This is a genomic window from Chloroflexus sp. (genome assembly GCF_056331925.1).
In genome coordinates, this window is the sequence record NZ_JBWGQH010000025.1 from 23,504 (window position 1) to 46,165 (window position 22,662).

Annotated in this window: 15 protein-coding genes and 1 tRNA gene; 6 read left to right on the plus strand and 10 right to left on the minus strand. The window is 55.5% G+C overall.

Annotated features, from left to right (window positions below; genetic code table 11):
• Positions 1 to 233: 233 nt before the first annotated feature.
• From bchN to bchL, 4 genes are all read left to right on the plus strand, one after another.
• Positions 234 to 1,511 carry a ferredoxin:protochlorophyllide reductase (ATP-dependent) subunit N gene (gene bchN, locus AC01ZF_RS13195; RefSeq protein ID WP_424676535.1) on the plus strand — a complete coding sequence of 426 codons (1,278 nt, stop codon included), beginning with the start codon at positions 234 to 236 and terminating at the stop codon, positions 1,509 to 1,511.
• 53 nt (positions 1,512 to 1,564) lie between these two features.
• Positions 1,565 to 3,199: a ferredoxin:protochlorophyllide reductase (ATP-dependent) subunit B gene (locus tag AC01ZF_RS13200; RefSeq protein ID WP_428112814.1), complete on the plus strand. Its 1,635-nt coding sequence runs from the start codon at positions 1,565 to 1,567 to the stop codon at positions 3,197 to 3,199.
• The gene (locus AC01ZF_RS13205) at positions 3,196 to 4,485 is read left to right on the plus strand and encodes a Coenzyme F420 hydrogenase/dehydrogenase, beta subunit C-terminal domain (RefSeq protein ID WP_424676537.1); all 1,290 of its coding nucleotides are present in this window, start codon (positions 3,196 to 3,198) and stop codon (positions 4,483 to 4,485) included. Before AC01ZF_RS13200 ends, AC01ZF_RS13205 begins: the two co-directional genes overlap by 4 nt.
• A 107-nt stretch (positions 4,486 to 4,592) precedes the next feature.
• Positions 4,593 to 5,414 (plus strand): ferredoxin:protochlorophyllide reductase (ATP-dependent) iron-sulfur ATP-binding protein, encoded by an 822-nt coding sequence (gene bchL, locus AC01ZF_RS13210; protein ID WP_424676538.1) that lies wholly within the window; start codon positions 4,593 to 4,595, stop codon positions 5,412 to 5,414.
• Between the two features lie 70 nt (positions 5,415 to 5,484).
• Here bchL and pgl read toward each other — a convergent pair whose 3' ends face one another.
• The 7 genes from pgl to AC01ZF_RS13245 form a co-directional block, all read right to left on the minus strand.
• Positions 5,485 to 6,225, minus strand: a complete 741-nt coding sequence (gene pgl, locus AC01ZF_RS13215) for a 6-phosphogluconolactonase (RefSeq protein ID WP_424676539.1) — start codon at positions 6,223 to 6,225, stop codon at positions 5,485 to 5,487.
• Between the two features lie 61 nt (positions 6,226 to 6,286).
• Positions 6,287 to 7,294 (minus strand): aminoglycoside phosphotransferase family protein, encoded by a 1,008-nt coding sequence (locus AC01ZF_RS13220; protein WP_424676540.1) that lies wholly within the window; start codon positions 7,292 to 7,294, stop codon positions 6,287 to 6,289.
• Positions 7,291 to 10,659 carry a flippase activity-associated protein Agl23 gene (locus AC01ZF_RS13225; RefSeq protein ID WP_428112816.1) on the minus strand — a complete coding sequence of 1,123 codons (3,369 nt, stop codon included), beginning with the start codon at positions 10,657 to 10,659 and terminating at the stop codon, positions 7,291 to 7,293. Before AC01ZF_RS13225 ends, AC01ZF_RS13220 begins: the two co-directional genes overlap by 4 nt.
• A 106-nt stretch (positions 10,660 to 10,765) precedes the next feature.
• Positions 10,766 to 13,210, minus strand: coding sequence for a flippase activity-associated protein Agl23 (locus AC01ZF_RS13230; RefSeq protein WP_428112818.1), 2,445 nt, complete (start codon positions 13,208 to 13,210; stop codon positions 10,766 to 10,768).
• 93 nt (positions 13,211 to 13,303) lie between these two features.
• The gene (locus tag AC01ZF_RS13235) at positions 13,304 to 13,591 is read right to left on the minus strand and encodes a hypothetical protein (protein WP_424676346.1); all 288 of its coding nucleotides are present in this window, start codon (positions 13,589 to 13,591) and stop codon (positions 13,304 to 13,306) included.
• Between the two features lie 23 nt (positions 13,592 to 13,614).
• Positions 13,615 to 14,865 carry an MFS transporter gene (locus AC01ZF_RS13240; protein WP_424676345.1) on the minus strand — a complete coding sequence of 417 codons (1,251 nt, stop codon included), beginning with the start codon at positions 14,863 to 14,865 and terminating at the stop codon, positions 13,615 to 13,617.
• 95 nt (positions 14,866 to 14,960) lie between these two features.
• Positions 14,961 to 15,037: transfer RNA gene (locus AC01ZF_RS13245), tRNA-Val, on the minus strand.
• Between the two features lie 153 nt (positions 15,038 to 15,190).
• Here AC01ZF_RS13245 and ppk1 point away from each other — a divergent pair.
• Positions 15,191 to 17,293: a polyphosphate kinase 1 gene (gene ppk1, locus AC01ZF_RS13250; RefSeq protein WP_428112820.1), complete on the plus strand. Its 2,103-nt coding sequence runs from the start codon at positions 15,191 to 15,193 to the stop codon at positions 17,291 to 17,293.
• Here the strand turns inward: ppk1 and AC01ZF_RS13255 are convergent.
• Positions 17,277 to 18,470, minus strand: coding sequence for a DUF3095 domain-containing protein (locus tag AC01ZF_RS13255; RefSeq protein WP_428131617.1), 1,194 nt, complete (start codon positions 18,468 to 18,470; stop codon positions 17,277 to 17,279). The two genes, ppk1 and AC01ZF_RS13255, sit on opposite strands and share 17 nt — an antisense overlap.
• A 162-nt stretch (positions 18,471 to 18,632) precedes the next feature.
• On the opposite strand from AC01ZF_RS13255, the gene AC01ZF_RS13260 reads away from it, so the two are divergent.
• Complete coding sequence (locus AC01ZF_RS13260) at positions 18,633 to 20,012, plus strand: peptidase MA family metallohydrolase (RefSeq protein WP_424676342.1); 1,380 nt, start codon at positions 18,633 to 18,635, stop codon at positions 20,010 to 20,012.
• Between the two features lie 74 nt (positions 20,013 to 20,086).
• Here AC01ZF_RS13260 and AC01ZF_RS13265 read toward each other — a convergent pair whose 3' ends face one another.
• A complete protein-coding gene (locus AC01ZF_RS13265) occupies positions 20,087 to 21,343 on the minus strand; it encodes a serine hydroxymethyltransferase (RefSeq protein ID WP_424676341.1) in 1,257 nt (418 codons plus the stop codon).
• A 100-nt stretch (positions 21,344 to 21,443) separates the two neighbouring features.
• Entirely contained in the window at positions 21,444 to 22,175 is a 732-nt protein-coding gene (locus AC01ZF_RS13270; RefSeq protein ID WP_424676340.1) for a metal-dependent hydrolase, read from the minus strand.
• Positions 22,176 to 22,662: the final 487 nt, after the last annotated feature.

Here is a 22,662-nt window from a genome sequence, read left to right on the forward strand (position 1 = left end):
TGTATATACGTCGCCACACGCGCGTATCATCCCCTGCTCGATGCGTCTTGGTCGAACCGTTCTTCGCTGCGCACGACCTATACTCGCGTAACCCGAGCAGCTCAATCCTTTTTATCACCTTATGCACTAATTTTGCACCAGATTTGTTTATACTTCACCTTCTTGCTTTTTATGCTACAATGTTATTAAACTCGGTAGTTCCAAATAGGCACTACAGCTTGCTAGGAGGCGCTATGCACAAGGCGAGCACCATCCGTGAGGATGGACTGTACCACTCATTCTGCGGTCTCGTAAGCGTTGGCTGGCTCTACCAGAAGATCAAAGACAGCTTCTTCCTCATCCTCGGGACCCATACCTGCGCTCACCTGCTCCAAAACACGCTTGGTGTGATGATCTTCGCCCGCCCACGTTTTGCCGTATCGCTCCTCGAAGAATCGGATCTCAGCTCGTCGCAGCCCGACATTTCAGCCCAGATCGAAGAGATTAAGCGCGAGCACCACCCTTCTGTGATCTTCCTCCTTTCGTCATGCACGCCTGAAGTGATGAAGGTGGAATTTGAAGGTCTCGCAGCGTCGGTTAGTACACCTGAAGTGCCGGTGCTGTTTGTACCCGCTTCCGGTCTCGATTACACCTTCTCCCAAAGCGAAGACTCGGTATTGCAAGCGCTCATCCCCTTCTGTCCACCTGCCCCACCCGAAGATAAGCGGGTCGTCTTCCTCGGCTCGGTCAACGATGCGATTGCCGACGACTTTTCACTCGAAGCAGCCCGTCTCGGTATTCCGGTTGCCGGTTTCTTGCCCGCCAGCCATTTCCATGAATTGCCACCCATCGGGCCGGGAACGATTGTAGCGCCACTCCAGCCCTATCTCCACAAGACGGCCACACAATTGCGCAACGAACGTGGCTGTACGATCCTCTCATCGCTCTTCCCGTTTGGTCCTGACGGCACACGCCGTTTCTGGGAGGATTTGGCCGCCCATTTCGATATTAAGGTCGATCTGAGTGATCGCGAAGCTGCCGCATGGGAGCGGATTAAACGCCATACCGATCTTCTACGCGGTAAGAAGATCTTCTTCGCCAGTGATACATTGATGGAACTGCCGTTGGCCCGCTTCCTCAAAGCCTGCGGTGCTGATGTGGTCGAGTGTTCGACCCCGTACATCAATCGTCGCTTCCATGCTGCCGAACTCGCTGCGCTCGAAGGAGTACGGCTAGTTGAACAGGCCAATTTCCACCGACAGTTGCAAACTATTGCCGAAACAAAGCCTGATCTGATTATCTCCAACATTATTACCACCAACCCACTGGTCGGTCAGGGAACGGTCGCAAAGTGGGGAACGGAGTACTGCTTCCTGCCTATTCACGGCTGGGCTGGTGTGAATGCATTAGTAACGTCGTTCACGCGCGCACTCGAACGCCACGCGAAGCTCGACCCACTTGGTTCCGATCCGATTTGGCTGACCGGTATTATGCCAAGTGCGCCCGGCGGCGTTATTTCGTTGCAATCGTAGTCGCTTGACACCAAAAAGCTGTACTGTCGCACTATGTGCAGAGGAGCAGATCTATGCGTCTAGCCTATTGGATGTACGAGGGTACCGCCCATCACGGCGTTGGTCGGATCGCGAACAGTATGCGCAATGTCCACGCTGTCTTCCATGCGCCGCAGGGTGATGATTACGTCAATGCGATCTTCGCGATGCTCGAACGTTCGCCGAACTTCCCGGCAATGACGACGAGCGTGGTCAGTGGAACCGATCTCGCCCGTGGGACGATCCGCCTACCCGATACGTTGAAACAGGTTGAAGAACGCGTGCATCCCGATTTGATCATCGTGGTGGCTTCGTGTTCGACGATCTTGCTGCAAGAAAATCTGGAGATTGCTGCCCAGCACGCCGGTTTGCAGTGCGAGGTGATGGTCTACGATGCCAATCCGTATCGGATGCAAGAGATTGTCGCTGCCGAAAGCCTCTTCACCGATTTGGTCAAGCGGTTTGCCAAACCACAATCACGCACCGAGCGCCCAACCGTTAATATCCTCGGCCCGGCCTCACTTGGGTTTCACGCCCGTCACGATCTGATTAGCCTCCGCCGCATGCTGAAGACGCTAGGAGTAGAGATTAACGTCGTGGCACCCTGGGGTGCCACTATCGCCGACTTGCGGCGCTTGCCGGCGGCTTGGTTAACAATCGCACCCTACCGCGAGTTGGGTCTGCGCGCCGCTACCTATCTCGAAGAACAGTTCGGTGTGCCAGCGCTGCTCGATACGCCGATTGGCGTGCAACCAACGCTACGCTGGATCGAGCGGCTGCGTGAATTACTGGCTCAAGCCGGCGCCGATATTCCTATGCCACCGCTGACCGCCTTCTCGCTCGATGGTCTGTCGGCGCCTTCCGCTGTGCCGTGGTTGGCCCGCACCGCCGATATGGATAGCTTCTCCGGTAAGCCGGCGTTTGTCTTTGGCGATGCAACTCACGTGGTAGGAGTGACCCGCTTCTTGCACGATGAGCTGGGGATGCCGATCGCCGGTGCCGGGACGTATGTTAAGCATCAAGCCGATTGGGTGCGCGAACAGTTGGCCGGTTATGTTGATCAGGTGTTGGTGACCGATGAGTTCCAAACCGTCGCGGCTCGTATTGCTGAACTTCGCCCTGAATTGGTCTGTGGCACCCAGATGGAACGCCATACGTCGCGCCGCTACGATCTGAACTGTATGGTCATTTCACCGCCAACCCATATCGAAAACCATTTGCTGGCCTATCGCCCCTTCCTCGGCTTCGATGGCGCCGATGTGATCGCCGATGAGGTGTATACCACCTGCACCCTCGGTATGGAGAAGCACCTGATCGATCTGTTTGGCGACGCCGGCCTTGAACTGCCGGAGAAGGCTAAACATGGCGCAGCTCGGGCTGTCGAACCGGCACCGGCGGCAATTACAGTCGAGAGTCCAAAACCGGAACAGGAACCGGCTGTCGCTACCGTCGCGGTGTCTAGCCTAACACCGGCCGTTGCTACCCCACCCGCACCTGCTGCCCCGGTCGATCCGGTGTGGGCTGCTGACGCCGAAGCAATGCTTAAGAAAGTTCCCTTCTTTGTCCGTGGACGGGTACGCGGGAATGTCGAGAAATACGCACGTCAGCACGGCCACGCCGTGATTACGGCCCAAGTACTGTTAGCGGCGAAAGAGGAGCTTGGCGCATGAATTCTGCTCTTCCGTCTAAAGCACCGCGCCATCTGCAACCACCACGCCCGCTCAGTGAAATTGCACTCCTGTCGCGTGAAGAGCGGTTGGCCGGTCGCCCGAAGTTATGTAGCGATTGCGGAATCTGTACCGGCGCGCTGCGTCCTTTGATGGCACAGAGTTGTGTCTTCGTCAATAACCGCGCTGAGGAGATCGAGCGTCGTTTACACGGACGCAACCGGCACGATGGCGATGAGCTGCTGTTCGGTATTTACCGTGAATTACACGTGTTTCGTATGAAGCCACCGGTCCCCGGTGCGCAATGGAGCGGTGCAGTGACCGGTCTTGGGGCATTGCTCCTCGAACACGGTTTGGTGGAAGGGGTTATTACCACCGGTGCGGTACCCGGTACTCGCTATGCACCGTTACCCATCCTTGCCCGTACCCCCGACGAGGTGCGAGCTACCCGTGGCAATAAACCGTGTCTCGCCCCTACCCTCGATGTGCTCACCCAAGTGCGGCAAGCCGGTCTCCGCCGTATTGCGTACATTGGCACCGGCTGCCAAGTCCATGCGCTGCGTGCGATTGAGGATCAGCTCGGTCTCGAACGTCTCTACGTCATTGGAATACCCTGCACCGATAATACAACCTATCCCGATTTACAACGCTTTTTGCAAGTCGTCTCACGCTCGCCGGATACGGTCGTCCATCACGAGTTCATGCAGGATTTTCGCATCTGGCTGAAACACGAAGATGGCTCGGTCGAGAAGGTCAATTTTGTCGATCTTGATGTAGCCAAGCTCGGTGGTGAGATAGGCGTCTTTCCACCCGCATGTCTGAGCTGTTTTGATTACCAAAACGGTCTCTCCGACTTGACCATTGGCTATATGGGCGCACCACTTCCACCGGACGAACGCTGGCAATGGACGCTCGTCCGCACCGAGCGTGGGGTGGAGTTGTTTAACCTGTTGCGTCCCTATATCGAAGAGCGCGCGCCGATCAGTGGTGGTGACCGCACGCGCGGGATGCCTGCCTATATCCAGATGTTGCGCAAACCGCGCCGCCGTCCGCCATGGCCGATCCGCCAATTGGTCGCGTTCATCCAGCGGCGGAGTGGGCCGAAGGGATTGGAGTTTGCCCGCTCGGTGATCGAGATGAAGTTGCTGCGTAATCTGCAATTTGTCCGCGAGCGGCACGGTCGGCTCGAACGGCGGATCGTTCCCGGTTATGTCTATCGCGCGCTCGTTCGCTATGCCGATGTCTATCGCCGTGAATTTGGGTGTGAATTGCAGCCACCGGCACGTTAACGGTAAACCTGCGGAGTCGTGAAAGTTGGCACCTTTTTGCCTCCGCCTCACATAGCAGATTCGGTATCCGCACGCCGGCACAGCCGGCCTACGACAAGGAGTTGTCTATGTCTCTGATCCTCGCGATCTACGGCAAGGGTGGGATTGGTAAATCAACCACCTCGGCTAATCTCTCGGCGGCAATGGCGCTTAAGGGTGCGAAAGTCTTGCAGATCGGCTGTGATCCGAAGCACGACAGCACGTTCCCTCTCACCGGTCATCTCCAACCGACCGTGATCGATGTGCTGGACAGTGTGAATTTCCACCTTGAAGATGTGAGCAAAGAGGATGTCATCCGCACCGGCTTTGCCGGCGTCGATACCCTTGAGTCGGGTGGTCCACCGGCCGGTAGTGGCTGTGGTGGCTATGTCGTAGGTGAGACGGTGAAGTTGCTCAAAGAATTTGGGCTTTACGACAAATACGATGTGATTGTCTTCGACGTGCTTGGTGACGTGGTGTGCGGTGGCTTTTCCGCACCGTTGAACTATGCCGACTACGGTCTCATTATCGCCTGTAACGACTTCGATAGTATTTTCGCCGCCAACCGACTTTGTCTGGCAATTGCCCAGAAGTCGCAGCGCCACAAGGTGAAGCTGGCCGGGATTATCGCGAACCGCGTCGATTATGAGTACGGTGGCGGGATATCGTTGCTCGACCAGTTCGCCGAGAAGGTAGGCACGAAGGTAATTGGTCGCGTCCCGTACCACGATCTCATCCGCCGCTCGCGGCTCGCCGGTAAGACCCTGTTCGAGATGGAAGGGCCGGGGAAAGAGGAATGCACCCGTCCCTTTGAAGAAATGGCCGAGTATCTGTTGGCCCAACCCAAAGCTACTGTACCCAACCCTTATCACGACCGCGCGATTTTTGAGGCTATCGGTGGGTGGCGCTGATCACGCTGTCAGAGGAGCGGATGGTGCGTACTTACACCGTCAACCCGCTCCTCTGTAGTTGAAACAGTGGCTACAATAATCTGCCTGCCGCCCGATCGACTAACCAATAGAGTGAGCCACCTTCCGGCTGAATCAGCCGTGTCGGTTGCGCATGCGGATTACCTGGCTCGGTCAGTGCGGCGGCAACGGCCGTAGCTTTGCTTTCACCACTGGCGATAAACACGATGGATCGGGCTGCATTGAAGGCTGCCGGTGTCAAGCTGAGACGAACCGGTGGCGGCTTTGGTGCATCACGCACGACGACCGCTAGTTTGTCTGCCGGTGTTGCTAACGCCGGATGATGAGGAAAAAGCGAGGCGGTATGTCCATCAGGCCCGATTCCCAGTAAGACCATATCAAATTTGCCGCCATGGGCGGCAAGGAGCGCTGCCGTTTGCCAGTGGTAGATCGCTGCCGCTTGCTCAGGCTCACGATAGTAGGTGGGTACCGGAAAGACCTGCTCGGCCTGCACCGGTACGTGATCGAGCAGGGTTTGGCGGGTAGCCCGGTAGGTATTCTCGGCATCATCGAATGGCACATACCGTTCATCGGCGAAGAGTACGCTTACCAGCGGCCATTCGATCTGTTCGCGCCACGGCGTTCCGGCCAATAAGGGATAGAGGTAGGCTGTCAAACTCCCCCCAGAAAACGCAACGAGCGCCCGTCCGCGCTCATTGATCGCTGTTTGCAACTGTTCGGACACTAACGCCGCCGCCGCTTGGTAGAGTGCCTCAGCACTATCGTAGACGCGGATCGTTCGTTGTACCGGCATAACTGTTCCCTCCCTTCACATCCGCGAGGTTGATGCAGGCCGCCGATCAGCGGTGGCTCCATCACTGCGCCGATAGACATTTCGCATCTGCCACGGTAATAGCCCGAATCAATCGCTGCGCTTCCTCCAGATCCGCTTCGTGTGGCAACCCACGAGCATAGTGATCACAGGCACTCCACGCAGAGGCCAGTAAACGGAGCATCTGCAACCGCTCACGCTCGCTGTCATGCAACACGCCAGCACTACAATACCCTTCATAGAGACCTTCGCGCCACGCAGCCGGGAGATGGGCACACATCCCCAAGGCCACATCGAATAAACCATCACCGCTGATAAACCAGCCCGGCTCCTCTAATGCCTCCAAATGAACGTACTGACCACCCACCGTACAGCGTACCGCCTGCGGGCCAAAGTTGCCATGAATGAGCACCGGTGTTGCGCAATCGAGCAGCGGATTATGTACGATCGCCTGCAATATAGCAACTTCTTCCGTCTGAAAAATCAGTTGCGGGATTGGCGGACTGGCCAGCCGCTGTCCAATCGCCAACAACACATGCCGCCAACTAAGCCGCGGCCAGCGCCCACTAATCGTCGGTCGGCCTGCACCTGGCATCCCTTGCCGGTGCAATCGCCGTAATGCACGTCCTGCTTGGCGGGCAATGCTGTACAGCAGATGATCGTCGTGCAGGGTGTCAGCCGTTTGCCCGGCAACAAAGCTCTCTAGGGTATAGGCGAAGGGTACCGCAGCTTTACTCAAATCGCGCTGAATAATCCGTGCGCCCGGAATACCTTCCAACGCCATCCCACGGAAAAAGGCGACGTGTGCTGCCAAATCGTCTTCCGGTGAGATGCGCAACACCACGTGTTCCGTCGGCAACGTCAACCGCACCAGCACATGGCGCTCGGTCTGCCGGTACAACGTCGCCGCTTGTGGGCGTAAGTTAAGTGCCCGCACGACGATAGCAGTATAGTCGCCTAACCGACTGAGCGTGCGTTGCCACGCCTCACCCAACTCTGTAGCCGCCGGCGAAACAGTTTGGTTGAGATGACGAAAATCAGAGATAATCATGGTTGCGTCGGTGCCAGTGCCGGTAAATCGAAGCGCGCTGCTCGTCCACCGAGTCGGTCTACCACCCAAATGCTTCCATCAGTCGCAACTGCCAACCCACTCGGACTCGTGATCGGTACGCCATCCCTTCCAAATCCGGTCCATTGCAACAGCGCCTCGCCACCGGCGCTCGTCACAAGGATATACTGGCGCACCGGTACTGCTACATATACCGTCCCATCAGTACTAACTGCCAACATCGGATCGTCATAGGTATTAGGCTGCCAACCCGCCACCGGCCACATCGCCAGCGGAGTCGGATCGATCCGACCATCGGCGGTACGGGTAAACACTTGGACCCGCCCATTCCACGTATCGGCCACATACAGATTACCCGCAGCATCAAACGCAAGGCTGGTCGGCTCATTGAACTGGCCGGGTGCGTTGCCCGCACCACCAAATTGGTACAGGAACGTTCCATTACTATCGGTCACAACGATCCGCTTATTACCGGTGTCGGCAATATAGACGTTACCAGCGGCATCAACCGCTACCCCGCGTGGTCCAAAGAAACCAAGCGGTGCCGCAGCGTTTCGTGCCGGATCACCTTCGGTGATCGTCGCTCGTCGCCCATCGCCGAGATCGAGATCGCCAGTACCCCAACTCGTTATTGGCCGCAAATCAGGACTGTACTTCACAATCCGTGCGTTCCACGTATCGGCCACGTAGAGGTTACCTTGCGCATCGAAGGTCAACCCACGCGGCTCATAGAACTGATCGAGCGCATTGCCTTGCGTACCAATCGTGCGTATCGGCGTACCGTCCGCCGCAAAGACTTCAATCCGATGGTTGAGCGTATCAGCGACATAGATATTTCCCTGCCGGTCGAAGGCAATTCCGGTAGCACCATTCCCACCACTCGACAGCCGAATCTCGGCTAGCGCAGCCAACCGCAACGTCGGCGTAGTAGTCGCCGTCGTCGTCTGCCCAACGCCACCGGCTAAATCTCGTCGCAACCAGACCTCCACCTCACGCGCACCGGGTACGAGTGGGTTCGGCAATTGACGAAAGAGAAGATAGCGGCCTAACGCCGGCCAGTTCTCGCGTTGAAATGGCCACAACAGCACATCAAACGGCCCGTGTAACTCACTGCTCAGATCACGACCACAAGCGGCCTGTGCTGCCGCTGCCGACCACGTACTGTAGTAAAACTTCTTGTAGCCGGGGCTTTGCGGAGCGCACTTGTTGCCTTCAGGGAACCACCAGTTAAACACCCCCGCTGTACCGTAGGGCTGCACATACGACTCGCGCAAGATATTGCGCAACCGGTCGGTAACATACGGGCGGTAGAGCATGACCATTGGCGCCAAATCACGGCTCCCATCAGGCATCGTCACGGTCAGTTGCTCAACCGACGGCACCCGCCCTAGTTCACTACCGTTCACCCACACGATATTCTTAAAATCGCGCAGATACCACTGCAACGGCCACGCCAGCGATCCCTCGGCAGTACGATCACCACCATCAAGAATGACCGGCATCGTCAAACCACCGGTGGTATCTTGTGGACTACGATTACCACGAGTCAAATTGATCGCCAAATCACGAATATCGGCGGCGTAGCGCGGCACATCAGGCGCGGTTTGGGTGTAGATCAACGGCTCGATCGGTACATCGGGATGATCGTAGACAACCAGCCACGTAGCCCGAATCGTATACATCGCCAAGAGCGCTGCGACCGTCAACCCAATCGCGGCACTCGCCTGTCGTATTCCCAACTGCCCGATCAGCGTCAACAGGGCATAGATCAAACCAAACACAATCGCCAATGGAACAATTGCCTGCAAGAATGCCGTTGTACCACCACTTCCCAACCGCCAAAAGGCTACCCCTACCGCCACCAGCAGCAACATCACAAGTAAGGGAACAAGCCAGATTCGCGCCGACATCTGCTCGCGTTGGATAATGTCACTGAGACGGCCGATAACCCACGCCGCCAACAGATTGCCCGGCAACGCCATGTGTGTTACCAACCACGGCATTTTTTCACCGGCCCACGAGAAGATAATGATCGCGGTAAAAAACCAAAATACGACCAACAATGGATAGAGTGGCCATGGCTTTGCGACATGCAATCGGGCAGCTACATCAACATCGTCCGTATCCGACGTTGTCACATCAGCGAGCGGCGGTGGTACCGTTCGATCGACCCGCCAGCGTTGCACAACTGCCACGATCATCGCCACCACAACCCCAATCCCGCTTAGTACGGCCAGTGGCTCATAAAGCGGCAATAGGATGAGGTAGTAGTACCACGGCTGATCGCCACGCGCATACTCTTGCTGACTACCCAGCCAGTAAATCAAACCGGCAGTGATACCATCAATCGCACCGGGCAGGTAGGTGAAGAAACTCGTGAATAGAACCAGATAAATCCCACCCAATATCGCTAACGCCGTCCAGAGCACCGAACGTTCGCTGCGCCAGAGGTGTTGCAGGCGTGGTAGCAGGATCGGCTCCGGCGGCCACAAGCGCTGGCAAAGCCATGCTAATGTCAGGGCTGAGGCAACCAAGAAGGCTTTCTCACCGATGTATAACCCTCTACCAAACGGCAGCGGCGGGTTGAAAACCATCAACACCACACAGATACCGATGATCACCGGCAGCACAATATTTTGATACCGAGCAAACCGGCTTTCCGCCAACAATCGCATCAGCACAAACACACCAAAAATGAAGAGCAAAATATAGTACAGCTCATGGGTGGCAATCGCCAACGCCAACCCTACCGCCGTTAGATAGAGCCACTGTCGCTGCCCACTATCGATCCAGCGCAGCGCCCCGATGACCATCCACAATTCCCACAGCACCATCAAGCCATCGTGGCGGGCAAAACGGGTATAGTACAGCAACGACGGCGAAAAACCGAGCAACACTGCTGCAATCAATGCTCCTACACGGCCAAGGTATGGACGTAACCACCACGCCGACATCACCAGGCCGATCCCGGCTAGCGCCATCGGTAAACGGGCTTGCGCATCGCCATCACCAAACAGAAAATAGATCAATGCCGTGAGAAAGTAGAGCGATGGGCCGTGGTAAACCGGATCGTAGCAATATGTCTCGTGAAACAAGCCGCCCCGTGCATTCCCGTTCTCGTCCAGTCCATTCCAGCACGAAAACGACCCCGCCCCACTATAGAGCCGCCAACTCGACCACGCATGGATGGACTCATCGTGATGCAGAGCCATACGCTCCAGCCCCCACAGATGAGCCAGGACACCGGCAATCACGATCAAGGTGTAGAGTGCCGTCTCCCACCTTAGCCAACCGGCCCGTAATCGTCGGTCGAGCACAGTTTCCGTTGTCAGTGTTTGTACGGCCATACCAATACCGATCAGCGTCTCGATCAGACCTAAATGAACCTTCTCATTGTCCAATCAGTGAGCGAGAACCCTTCGCGCTAAGACTCAGGCCGAGCGTTCGCTCACCTTACGGCACCGACATTCGCAATGTCCCACCCAAACCGATCCCGATCTGTCGCGCCAACTCGGGTCGCACGGCAATGATAAAATCGGTTGAACCCAACCCCGCCGGCGGTTGACGAAACATGAGATAGTTCCACATATGCGCCATTGTGTCATACGCAAACGGGTTCTTGAGCAACCGATCCAGCAACGATCCGCCATTGAGACGGTAAACTTGATCTTCGGGGAACCACCACCGCAACGGGTAGCGCTGGATGACAAACCCCTCTAAATACGCTCGATTTTCGGGATAACGGTCGAGATTCTCTTGCAGCAAGAACACAGCCTGGATATCTTCAGAGGGTGGACCGTTCAAGCGGCCATCTGGTACATACACCGCACCCGGCCAGTCACGAAAATACCAACGCCAAACCGTCTCGTTATCGTACAGGATTGGCAAACGTGTGCCACCACCACGCCGCATCGCCGCCTCTTCCAACCGCCGGACAACCCGCATTACATCTGGCGAGGTCTGAGTATATACCATCATCTCACGGGCAACGTCACCGGTCTGGTACGCCAACCGTACACTACCTCGTACTGTGTACAAGCCGATGAACATTGCCAACCAGATCGCTGTGATCGCAGCAGCAATTTTCCATCCCCACCGCAATCCACTACCGACGAACAAGAGAGTCAACAAAATCAAGACAAAGAGGAGAGCCATCCACGGTTGAATCGGTGATACCGGACCTGCGGCAATAGTAATCGAGAGCAACAAATAGCCTAGGCCAATGATCAGGCCGCAGAGAAGACCAAAACTCCATACCGATCCCTTAGGCAGACCCAAAGCACCCAACTGCCAATCTTCGATCCAACGCCAACCACCGCCAGGCGGAGAAGCGACATCACCCGACCCAGACACTTCATTGTCGGCAATCACCGCCGCTGTCACTGTCGTTGACAACATCTGCGTTGACCAACGTTGCTGCCACTGCACCGTCTGTTTTTGCGCTAACGCCACCACTTTCGCCAATGCCCACGCCGACAAGAGGGTCAGAGGCAGCGTAATATGAATTGTCAACCACGGCATCTTCTCACCGGCCCACGTGTAGATAGCAAACGCCGCTACCGACCACCACCCCATCAAGCCAACGGTCAACGCCTCCGGCCAGCACCGTCGGACCGCTTGCACTGCCAATGGCAACCCAACGGCTGCCCCCATGATGAGTAGCGGTTCATAAATTGCCAATATCACCGCGTAATAGTGTGCCGGTTGGCTTCCACGCTGCACATTGTGTTGGGTCAACCAGTAGAGCAACGAGCCGGCCACTCCAGAAATCAGGCCCAGCACGTTGGTAAATATGGCGGTAAACAGCAACGTATAGATGGTCGCGGCGATCGCCAGTGCTACCTGCCAGCGCCGATCATGACGAAGGCTATCGGCCAATAGTGCAGCCGGTTCACCACGGGCCAGTGCTTGCTCCCACCGCGTTGTCCCACTCGCATCACGCCGAAACCAGATCTGCCAGATCAAGAGGGCTACCACACCGGTCAAGACGATCAGCGCCCCGATTACCGCCGGATGCCACACAAAACGACCAATATCGGCCAAATAGCGTACCGCGTTTTCCCATACAGTCCGTCCACCATCCGTATCACTGCGGTTACGCACCAACAGGGCGTAGCCGTTATCTTCCGTCTCGAGCGGTGGCCAGCCAAAAATCGGTCCCGGTCGGTCAACGATAATTGCACCGTTAGCGTCACGTCGCGCATGATGCGCACCATCAACGACTGCCGTACCGGGCAACACAAAGATCAGGAGCACTAAGGCCAAACCTAAACCGGCGATCAGTGCCAACCCCGGACGGTAGACCTGCCAGCAAAATATCGCCACTAACGGCACGGCGACGATCAGTATATAAAGGTACGTTGTCTCTTGGTTCGTCAGCATCAACGCCAACGCGGTAACACCGAGATAGAGCCAGCGCGGGCGTGGATCGGCGGCATAGCGCACAATCCCCACAAAAACCAACAGCTCGAACAGCACCGAATAGATATCGTGGCGAAAAAAGCGCCCAACGTAAAGTGCAACCGGCGAAATAAGCAGGTATAGGCTTGCCAAGATCGCCGCCGTCCGTCCGATTACCGAGCGCAATAGGATTGGGCTTAGTGTGAGGGCAATACTGAACAGGGCAGCGCTCAGCCGTGCCGTAGTATCGTTATCACCGAAGAGAAAAAAGAAGAAGGCACCGAGGTGATACAGGAGTGGCCCGTGCAAGAGCGGGTCGTGCATATAGCCACGACCACTCATCAAATACCACGAATACGCGGCGTGGAGCGTTTCATCGTGGTGCAGCGCACGATCACCCAGCGCCCACAGCCGACTAATAATCGCCAGCACGGCAATACCGGCATAAACAAGCTGTTCAACAGTTGGTATCCAGCGCCGATGAACGGCTTGAGACATCGACATCATCTTTTCGCGCTGCAAACAATCTCGATAAACCGCAGGCATTGTACACGAACGCTACAGGCGTAGCAAGGGAAAGCTAGACGTTTCTCAATACGGAAAGAAATCCTCCGGCATCAACTTGACATCGCTCAACAGCGCTACCAATCGCATTCCCTCACGGCGCACCTGTGCGATGGATCCCGTTACATACCGTTCCTGCTCGCGCCAGTACACCATATCGCCTTGACGAAGATCGATCAGCTCTGGGCGCAGATAACCATCGCTACAGTCAATCACAATCCGCTGATGCGTCAATTCGTCAACCGGCAAATCGGTATAGCGCCGGCCATACCCGCGCCGGAGTACCGAGATTGTTCGCAGTGAAGGTTGCGCCATAGTTTTCAATGATTTCCCCCACACTATGCACGAGCAGGTTTGCCCACCTTCAGCCAGGCAAAGAGTGCTACCCCTAATAATCGCAACCCACCGGCCATCACGAGCATTGGCACAATTCCCACTACGTCGGCCAATACCGTTGCTACCAGCGGCATGACAAATAACGCAAGGTTCTGTAACGTCTGAAACAACCCAATATACGTTGCCTGGCGTTCGGGCGGGATCGCACTCAATACCAGATCAAAATTGACTAAATCATTCCCAGCAACACAGAACGTTGCTAAGCCGGCCAAGATAGCCAACAACCACGGCGTCTCGGTTAGCGCAACGCCAAACGGATACAGCGTCATCCCAAGGCTGCTCAGCAACAACACTCCATGATTACCCAACCGTGGCGCACCTGCCGACCACACCGCATACGCCACCAGCAAGACTCCATTCCCCACCGTGCTAATCAAACCAATCCATGCATCGTTCAAACCTGCTTCACGCACATAATACAGTGGTATCAAGGGTATCACCATTGCCACACCACTGCGAAACACGAAGGCGCTCAACGCATACCGCATAAATGCCGGCGGAGCTTGGCGTAACGCCACGAACAGCGACTCTTGACGTCGCTGCGTTGCTACGAACGTTCGCTCAGGCAAGGTAATCGCCCGTGAAAACAAGAAACTGAGCAACCCACCCGCCATTGAACCGATAAAGACCACCTGATAGTTGAGCGGAAACGGGATCAGATCAAGCAGTGCGCCGATCACCGCTACCGTCACTGCCGTTGCCAAACCCAGACTCGACCAACGCATGCTCATCAGCGCATAACGGCGCTGCGGTCCGGCAACCTCACCCATAACAATGGTGAAGGCGACATTGACAAAGGTTGATGGGATCGTTACCAACGCCCAAATGACGATGATCGCCCACGGCACTACCGCAAGCGGGAGTACAAACGGCAAGAGGCCGAATACAGCATACGAGGCTAGCACCCAAAAGCGCATCCCAGAATACCAGGCCACAATATTGCGCTGCCGTTCGAGAAAACGACCGATCGGTAAGGCAAATAAGGCACCGGTAAGCGCCGGTAATGAGGTAATCAAACCGACTAACAAACTCGACGCACCCAAACGAGCCAAAAAGACGGGGAGAAAGACACCCACCCCCGTCACGATCCCAACTCCAATGCCATCGATTAACACATTACGCACGTTGTGCTCGGTGACATTGGTTGGGCGGACAAGCGCGCGTAACTCGGCGCGCGAAATGAGCGGTCGCATACCTGTTCTGCCTTGGCTCAACTCGCAACACGTGGCGAGTGACCCGAATAAAGGCGTGAAAATCAGTGCGCGGCCAATTGGCCGCGCAGGTGGGGTGGTGGGCGATACTGGACTCGAACCAGTGACCTCATCGGTGTGAACGATGCGCTCTAACCAACTGAGCTAATCGCCCGCGTTCTGGCGGAGAGTATAGCACATCTGGACGGTTTGTGCAAATAGCCTATCTCGGCTATACTATGCACATACACAAGGCAGGCATTGGTAGATACGTTCATACTTGGTATTCAGCCATCTGATTCCAGGCACAACCGACGATTTACTTACGATGACAGTACCTGAATCACCAACACTCGATACGCCACCGCTCGCCGAGTCGCGTTACTTTAATCGCGAATTGAGCCTGATCGAGTTTAATCGTCGCGTACTCGAAGAGGCGATGGATCCGCGAAACCCGTTGCTCGAACGGGTGAAGTTTCTTGCGATCTTTGCCTCTAATCTCGACGAATTTTTCATGATCCGGGTGAGCGGTATCAAACAACAAATCCGCGCCGGTGTGCAAAAACGTTCACCTGACGGCCAGACACCGAGTGAGCAGTTAAGTGCTATTCGCCGTGCCCTGCTTCCATTGCTCGATCAAGAGCGCGATTTGCTCCTTAACGAGCTGCTCCCCGCTCTTCGCGAGCAGGGGATTAGTATTCTCAACACGGTTGCGCTCGACGAGGAACAACGGGCATGGGTTGCCGATTATTTTCGTCGCCAGATCTTTCCGGTGCTTACACCGCTTGCGTTCGATTCGAGCCGACCGTTTCCCTTCATCTCAAACCTGAGTCTCAACCTCGCCGTAGTCATTCGCGATCAGGCGAAGGGGGAACTTTTTGCCCGCGTTAAAGTTCCCGAAGTTCTACCACGCCTGATACCACTTCCGCAAGAACTTTGCCCGCCGATCGGTGAATTACCGCCGAGCCGTTGCCACTGCTTCGTCTGGATCGAACAGGTGATCGCCGATCATCTCGAACAGCTCTTCCCCGGCATGAATGTGGTTGAGGTTTACCCCTTCCGTGTAACACGCAATGCCGATGTGGAGATCGAAGAGGATGAAGCCGACGATTTGCTGGCTACCATCGAACAAGGATTGCGTCAACGCCGGTTTGGTGAGGTCGTGCGCCTCGCTATCGATAGCGGCATGCCTGAACGGATCTGCCAACTGCTAGCCGCCAATCTGAAAGTTAGCTCCGATGACATCTATACCGTGCGTGGCCCGCTCGGACTCAGCGATCTGATGCAACTAACCAATCTTGATCGGCCTGATCTGAAAGATCCACCCTACGTACCGCATGTACCGGCTATCCTTAAGAATAGTGGGATTATCTTCGAGGCGATTAAGAAAAACGATATCTTATTACACCATCCATACCACTCGTTTAGCCCGGTGATCGATTTTATTCAAGCCGCCGCTGAAGATCCGAATGTCCTGGCAATTAAGCAGACACTCTACCGTGTCGGGCGTAACTCGCCAATCGTACAGGCATTGATGCATGCCCGCGAGCACGGTAAACAGGTGACGGTGGTCGTCGAGTTAAAAGCTCGGTTCGATGAAGAAAACAATATTACGTGGGCCCGCGCAATGGAACGAGCCGGTGTCCACGTGGTGTATGGCTTGGTCGGCCTGAAGGTGCATGCCAAACTCGCACTGGTCGTCCGCCAAGAGAGTGACGGTATTCAGTGTTATGTCCACCTTGGTACCGGTAACTACAACGCGGTGACTGCACGTGTCTATACCGATCTTGGATTACTGACATGTCGACCCGAGATTGCCGCCGATGTGGTCGATCTGTTCAATTATCTCACCGCGTATAGCCGGCAAAAAGAGTATCGCAGCTTACTCGTTGCACCGGTTAATCTGCGTCACCGCATGATCGAGTTGATCGAGGAAGAGATCGCACTTCACCGCTTGTACGGTAATGGGCGACTCATCTTCAAAATGAATGCATTGGTCGACCGCAAGATAATTGATGCGCTCTATGCTGCCTCACAAGCCGGAGTACAGATCGATCTGATCGTGCGAGGGATGTGCTCATTGCGCCCACAAGTTCCCGGCCTCTCCGACAATATTCGGGTGCGCTCGATTGTCGGTCGCTATCTCGAACACAGCCGGATCTACTACTTCTCCCACGGTGGTAAGCCTAAAGTATATATCGGGAGCGCCGATATGATGGAACGGAACCTCGACCGGCGCGTTGAAGAACTTTTCCCCCTCTCCGACCCAATCGCAATCCAATACGTCACCGAGCGGTTATTTCCTACCTATCTGTCTGATAACTTACGCGCCCGTGAACTCCAACCTGATGGTCGTTATGTGCGCGTCCATCCCGACGGTCACGAAGTTATCGACAGCCAAGACCCTGCCCGCATTATTCCCGACTGTTAACGACCATGTACTGCCGCTGACGCTGTTTCAAATCTTGAGCAGCAAGGGTAAAACCGCCATCAGCACCATCAACAAAATGAATTTGCCGTTCCATCCGCTTGAAAACCAGACACGTTAGCATAACCTCAGGCGAGCGATGAACGCCGAAGACTAGCTCACCGGCTTGAAAATGAGCTGTTAAGCGCGCCAGCAATGCTTCGTGTTGTGCCTCGGTACCGGAGATAATCATACGCAACGTATCATCGTACTTGCGGTAATCGGCGGCAGTTACTACGTGTTTGCGATACTGATCCCACCACGGATGCTCACCTCGTAACTGTTGGAGCCAGCGATAGCCGTACATACCGAGATTGAGCGCATAGATCCGCATCAAATAGGTCAATTGGGACAAACTACTCGCACCACCACGCAACCGCGCCTCTGACCAAAGAGCCTGCGGTTTGGCACTTATCTGCATCAGATCGTAGTGTAGGGGATGATACGCTTGATCACCACCGTAAATCTGTTCAATTTCATCGATCACGTTACGATAGATCGCCATCGTTATCTCCGGATCAAATTGTGGTAGTGTCTGAACGATCACGCAGAGCGCCGTACCATGCGCAGGTTGAATAGTATCCCACCGACATTCAAGGCCACTCAGATTGGCCGCAGCGGGATCACTCGGTGCAATGTTGAAGTCTGCGCCCGTGACGGCATCTTTGACCAGTTGTTCAGCGTAGCGGATGCCGCCACCGCTAAATACCGCCTGTGCCACCTGCATATTGAGTGCTAAACGTGCGACAAACACCTGATACCCGCCATCTAAAATCGTCTGCACCGGTATGGCGCCAACCCGCAACTCAAGGTTGAAAGTCTCGCGGGCCAGCCCACTTACCGCACTCAAGGCTTGTTTCGTCGGTTCAGCCAAAGGTGGTGGCACTGCCAGAACCGCCCCATCACCACCGAACACAAACGGTATTTCTATCTCGTCGGCTACATTCAACGCTGCGGTAATCGTTGCTGCACCAACCATATTTACTTCTTTATAACGACCCTCGGCGACGGCACGTGTCGATCCGCGGACATCACTAACAAAAATCGTCCAATCTGCGGGCAATGGCCGATAGGCGTTCAAATCGGTAATCTCGCGAAAGCGAGTAAGCAAGGGAAGCTGGGTAAAGAAATCGGCTGTCATGTGTGTACTCTTCCTAGGTGTCGTCCATTACCCTGCGATGCACGTCACGCTCAATCCTATCTGTACTGTACCTCATGTCTCCCTACGTTGCCACTTCCAGCACTAGCGGACGAACTAATGGCATGGTACACTGATCTCGTCATGGATTGCCAAATGATAAAGATGATGATCCGATCACGAATCTGGCCGATCCTTCTCGGCATCCTGCTGGCGTTAGTCACACGTGGTACCTTTCTCGCCCAACCACAGTGGATCGAGCAGCGCACCTCCTATTTTCACATCATCTACACCCCGAGCGATGCACTGATAGCCGATCAATACGCTGCTATCATCGATAGCATCTACGAAGAATTGAGCACCGTCTTTGCATTGCGTCCGACACCACCGCTCATGTTACGCCTCTACCCGACCAGCAACGACTATTTCGCAGCCAACCCAACGGCACGTCAAGTACCGGGCGTCATCGCCCACGCCGATTTTCGTCGCCGTGAAGTGGTGGTTATTGTCGAACGCGCACGGTTACAGAGTGAAACAGCTCAGATCAACAACTTACGTCACGAGTTGACCCATATCTTCGCCGCCGAGCTGAGTGATGGCCGCTTGAATGTCGGTTTGCAAGAGGGCATTGCGCAGTATATGGAACTCCCAGATCGTGACGACAAGATCGCAATCTTACGTGCGCTGACCCAACAAGGGGCACTGTGGCCATGGTCGACCCTCGATGATCGGAACGCGATCTATGGGCAACCCGATCTGAGCTACCCACAAACCTGGTCGATTGTTACATTCCTCATCGAACGCGACGGGTTCAACCAATTCCGACAACTGTTGGTGACAATTGGACGGAGTAGTGGCTACCGATCAGCGATGGCAACGGTGTACGGTGTCTCGGCCACCATGCTCGAAGCAGAATGGCGAGCATGGCTACCGGGCTTTTTACAAATTGAAGCTCCGTCCACATCTACCGCTGCGCTCGATCTGTCTTCGGTCCAACAGTTGTTGACGGCCGGAGACTACGAGGGAGCGCTTCGTGAGATCGAGCAATTGAGCGCCATTGCCGACCCGGCGGCTCAGTCTAAACTCACCGAACTGCAAACTAAAGCAGAAACCGGACAACGGGCCAACCGGCTCGCCGAGGCGGCGCGTACTGCGCTCTTGAAAGGGGAATACGAGCAAGCTGGTCGCCTCATCGGACAAGCCGAGCAGGCCTATGCCGAGATCGGCGACCGCCGGCAAGAAACGGTGTTAGCCGAATACCGTCGAAGGGTCGCACGCGGGTTGCACGCGAGTGAAACGTTACGCCAAGCCAACGAGCAAGCACGGCGCTTTGACTGGATTGGCGCTCAGACCAGCGCCGACGCCGCTGCCCAAGAGTTTGCCGCCCTTGGCGATGAGGTACGGCGCGATAACGCTCTCGCTCTCCGCCGTACCCTCAATGAACAGCAGCGCACATTAGCGGCTGCTTTGCTCTTCCTTGGCGCAGCCGGGCTTGCGATCAGACAGATTAGTCGCCAACTGTGGCTAACCACCGAACCCTGGTAATCTGTCCGGTGGTCGGTGACGGTGCAATCTGAACGATCTGCCTACTTTACGTCACGCTCCACCGCAGGAACGCCTTACCGTACTTGCACCATATCTGCCGGTACCGGAAAATGGCGACACATCTCGGCCACCTCGGCTGCGATCCGTACTAAACGTACCTCATCATCGGGATACATCAGAACTTCCCCAATCCACGCTGCGATTTGCGCCATCTCACGCTCACGCATCCCCCGTGTTGTGACCGCCGGCGTCCCAATCCGAATCCCGCTCGTCTTCATCGGTGGCTGGGGGTCATCGGGGATCGCATTCTTATTGACGATGATCGCAGCTTTATCAAGCGCACGCTGTGCCTGCGCACCGGTGAGGCCGGTACTCCGCAGGTCAACCAACATCAGGTGATTATCGGTCCCACCACTCACCAGCGTTAAACCTTGAGTGTGCAGCCCCTCGGCCAACGCTTTGGCATTACGCCGAATCTGAGCCGCGTACTGTTTAAACTCAGGGCGGAGAGCCTCGCCAAACGCTACTGCTTTACCGGCAATGACGTGCATCAAGGGGCCGCCCTGCGTGCCCGGAAAGACGCTCGAGTTGATCTGTTTGGCAAATTCTTCGCCCATCAGGATCAAGCCACCACGCGGCCCACGCAGCGTCTTGTGCGTGGTAGTCGTAATAATGTGGGCATGACCGACCGGCGATGGATGCTCGCCGGTAGCGACCAACCCGGCAATATGGGCAATATCGGCCATCAGTAAAGCACCAACCTCATCGGCGATCTGGCGCATACGGGCAAAATCGATCAAACGCGGATAAGCACTCGCCCCCGACGTAATCAGTTTAGGCCGGATAGCACGCGCTTTTGCCGCCAAATCGTCGTAATCGATCTGACCCGTTTGGGGATCAACACCGTAGAAATGAACGTTGTACCACTTCCCTGAAAAGTTCACCGGGCTGCCGTGGGTTAGATGACCGCCGTGATCAAGCCGCATACCAAGAATGGTATCTCCGGGCTGCAAGAGAGCAGTAAACACCGCAATATTGGCTTGCGCACCGCTATGCGGCTGAACATTGGCGTGCGACGTACCGAATAACTGGCACGCGCGATCGATGGCCAATTGCTCAATTGCATCGACAAACTCACAGCCACCGTAGTAACGCCGACCAGGCAACCCTTCGGCATACTTATTCGTCAGTACCGAACCCTGTGCCTCCATCACCGCGAGACTCGTATAGTTTTCGCTGGCGATCAGCTCAAGTCCTTGTCGTTGGCGTTGCGCTTCCCGCTCGATCAAATCGGCAATGATCGGGTCAGTTGCGCGCAGATGTTCAAGCATAGTTGTTCTCCCCGTAACTCACGTATTGTCCAGAGAAAATGCGTTCTGCCTGTCGTTGATGCGACAGACAGAACGAGAGCGTCTTTCTCGCCTTCCTTCCTTAGCTCACCGATTCGCCCGGTTTGAGTGCGATCACCTCAGTCATCACACCAAACTCACGACAATGCTCAACCAACGCCTCAGGCGTGCCGGTGAGGATCGGGAACGTACCGTAGTGTTCGGGGATCGCATACTTAGCCCCGATCAGCTTCAGCGCGTATGCCGCCTGCCGCGGATCCATCGTAAAGTGATCACCAATCGGCAGGATGACCAGATCGGGCCGGTACAGTTCACCGATGATTTGCATATCCATGGTCACACAGGTATCGCCGGTATGATAAATCGTAAAGCCATTGCTAAACCGTAACACATAGCCGGCTGCCGTGCCGAGCGGGATAATCTGACCATTTTCGTAGATCGTACTCGAATGGTGAGCCGTCGTCATCGTGGCCCGCACATCGGCGACCGTCACCGTCCCCCCTTTATTAAACCCAACCATTTGCGCTGCCGGAATGCCCTCGCCCTCAAAGTAGGAGACCAGATCATATTGACAAACAACCGTCGCTCCGGTGTCACGAGCTATGTCGACGAGATCGCCGATATGATCAAAATGGCCGTGCGTCACAAAGATTGCTACCAGCTTCTCACGCACCCGCGCCTTCCACGGTTCTGGACAGGCCGGATTGCCATCTACCCAAGCATCGATCATAATATTACGACCTTCCGGTGTGGTCAGATGAAACGTACCATGACCGATGAGGGTAATCGTGACATTGCGCCCTAAGGTTACCAAGGGTTGCCTCCTTCCGGTCACAAAACACTACAACCAGGTAACGAAGATTGTCTGATGGATAAGGTATAGCGTCGCTTGCTTCTTTAGTATAACACAGAGCATCCCATTCAGATTTCGAAAATGAGTTGAGGCAGGGACAAAAACTCGTGCCGCGCAGGCCACCAACGCATCACCGGTGATTGTCCGTCATAATGCCCGTCCGCGTTGTCATTGCGAGGGCGCGCCAGCGCCCGAGAAATCCTGAAGATTTCTCGCTGCGCTCGAAATGACAGAAGGTTGCTCGCGAGGATAGCAGTTCGCTCGCAATGACAGCCGAACCGCGCTCTTTGTCATTTCGAGGGCGCGCCAGCGCCCGAGAAATCCTGAAGATTTCTCGCTGCGCTCGAAATGACAGAAGGTTCGCTGCGCTCGAAATGACAGAAGGTTCGCTGCGCTCGAAATGACAGAAGGTTGTTCACAGGAACCGTGACACGCTCGCGATGCCCGT

Coding starts and splice junctions, on each gene's coding strand:
- bchN (WP_424676535.1), top strand. CDS start 234: ATGCACAAGGCGAGCACCATCCGTGAGGATGGACTGTACCACTCATTC.
- AC01ZF_RS13200 (WP_428112814.1), top strand. CDS start 1,565: ATGCGTCTAGCCTATTGGATGTACGAGGGTACCGCCCATCACGGCGTT.
- AC01ZF_RS13205 (WP_424676537.1), top strand. CDS start 3,196: ATGAATTCTGCTCTTCCGTCTAAAGCACCGCGCCATCTGCAACCACCA.
- bchL (WP_424676538.1), top strand. CDS start 4,593: ATGTCTCTGATCCTCGCGATCTACGGCAAGGGTGGGATTGGTAAATCA.
- pgl (WP_424676539.1), bottom strand. CDS start 6,225: ATGCCGGTACAACGAACGATCCGCGTCTACGATAGTGCTGAGGCACTC.
- AC01ZF_RS13220 (WP_424676540.1), bottom strand. CDS start 7,294: ATGATTATCTCTGATTTTCGTCATCTCAACCAAACTGTTTCGCCGGCG.
- AC01ZF_RS13225 (WP_428112816.1), bottom strand. CDS start 10,659: ATGGCCGTACAAACACTGACAACGGAAACTGTGCTCGACCGACGATTA.
- AC01ZF_RS13230 (WP_428112818.1), bottom strand. CDS start 13,210: ATGTCTCAAGCCGTTCATCGGCGCTGGATACCAACTGTTGAACAGCTT.
- AC01ZF_RS13235 (WP_424676346.1), bottom strand. CDS start 13,591: ATGGCGCAACCTTCACTGCGAACAATCTCGGTACTCCGGCGCGGGTAT.
- AC01ZF_RS13240 (WP_424676345.1), bottom strand. CDS start 14,865: ATGCGACCGCTCATTTCGCGCGCCGAGTTACGCGCGCTTGTCCGCCCA.
- ppk1 (WP_428112820.1), top strand. CDS start 15,191: ATGACAGTACCTGAATCACCAACACTCGATACGCCACCGCTCGCCGAG.
- AC01ZF_RS13255 (WP_428131617.1), bottom strand. CDS start 18,470: ATGACAGCCGATTTCTTTACCCAGCTTCCCTTGCTTACTCGCTTTCGC.
- AC01ZF_RS13260 (WP_424676342.1), top strand. CDS start 18,633: ATGATGATCCGATCACGAATCTGGCCGATCCTTCTCGGCATCCTGCTG.
- AC01ZF_RS13265 (WP_424676341.1), bottom strand. CDS start 21,343: ATGCTTGAACATCTGCGCGCAACTGACCCGATCATTGCCGATTTGATC.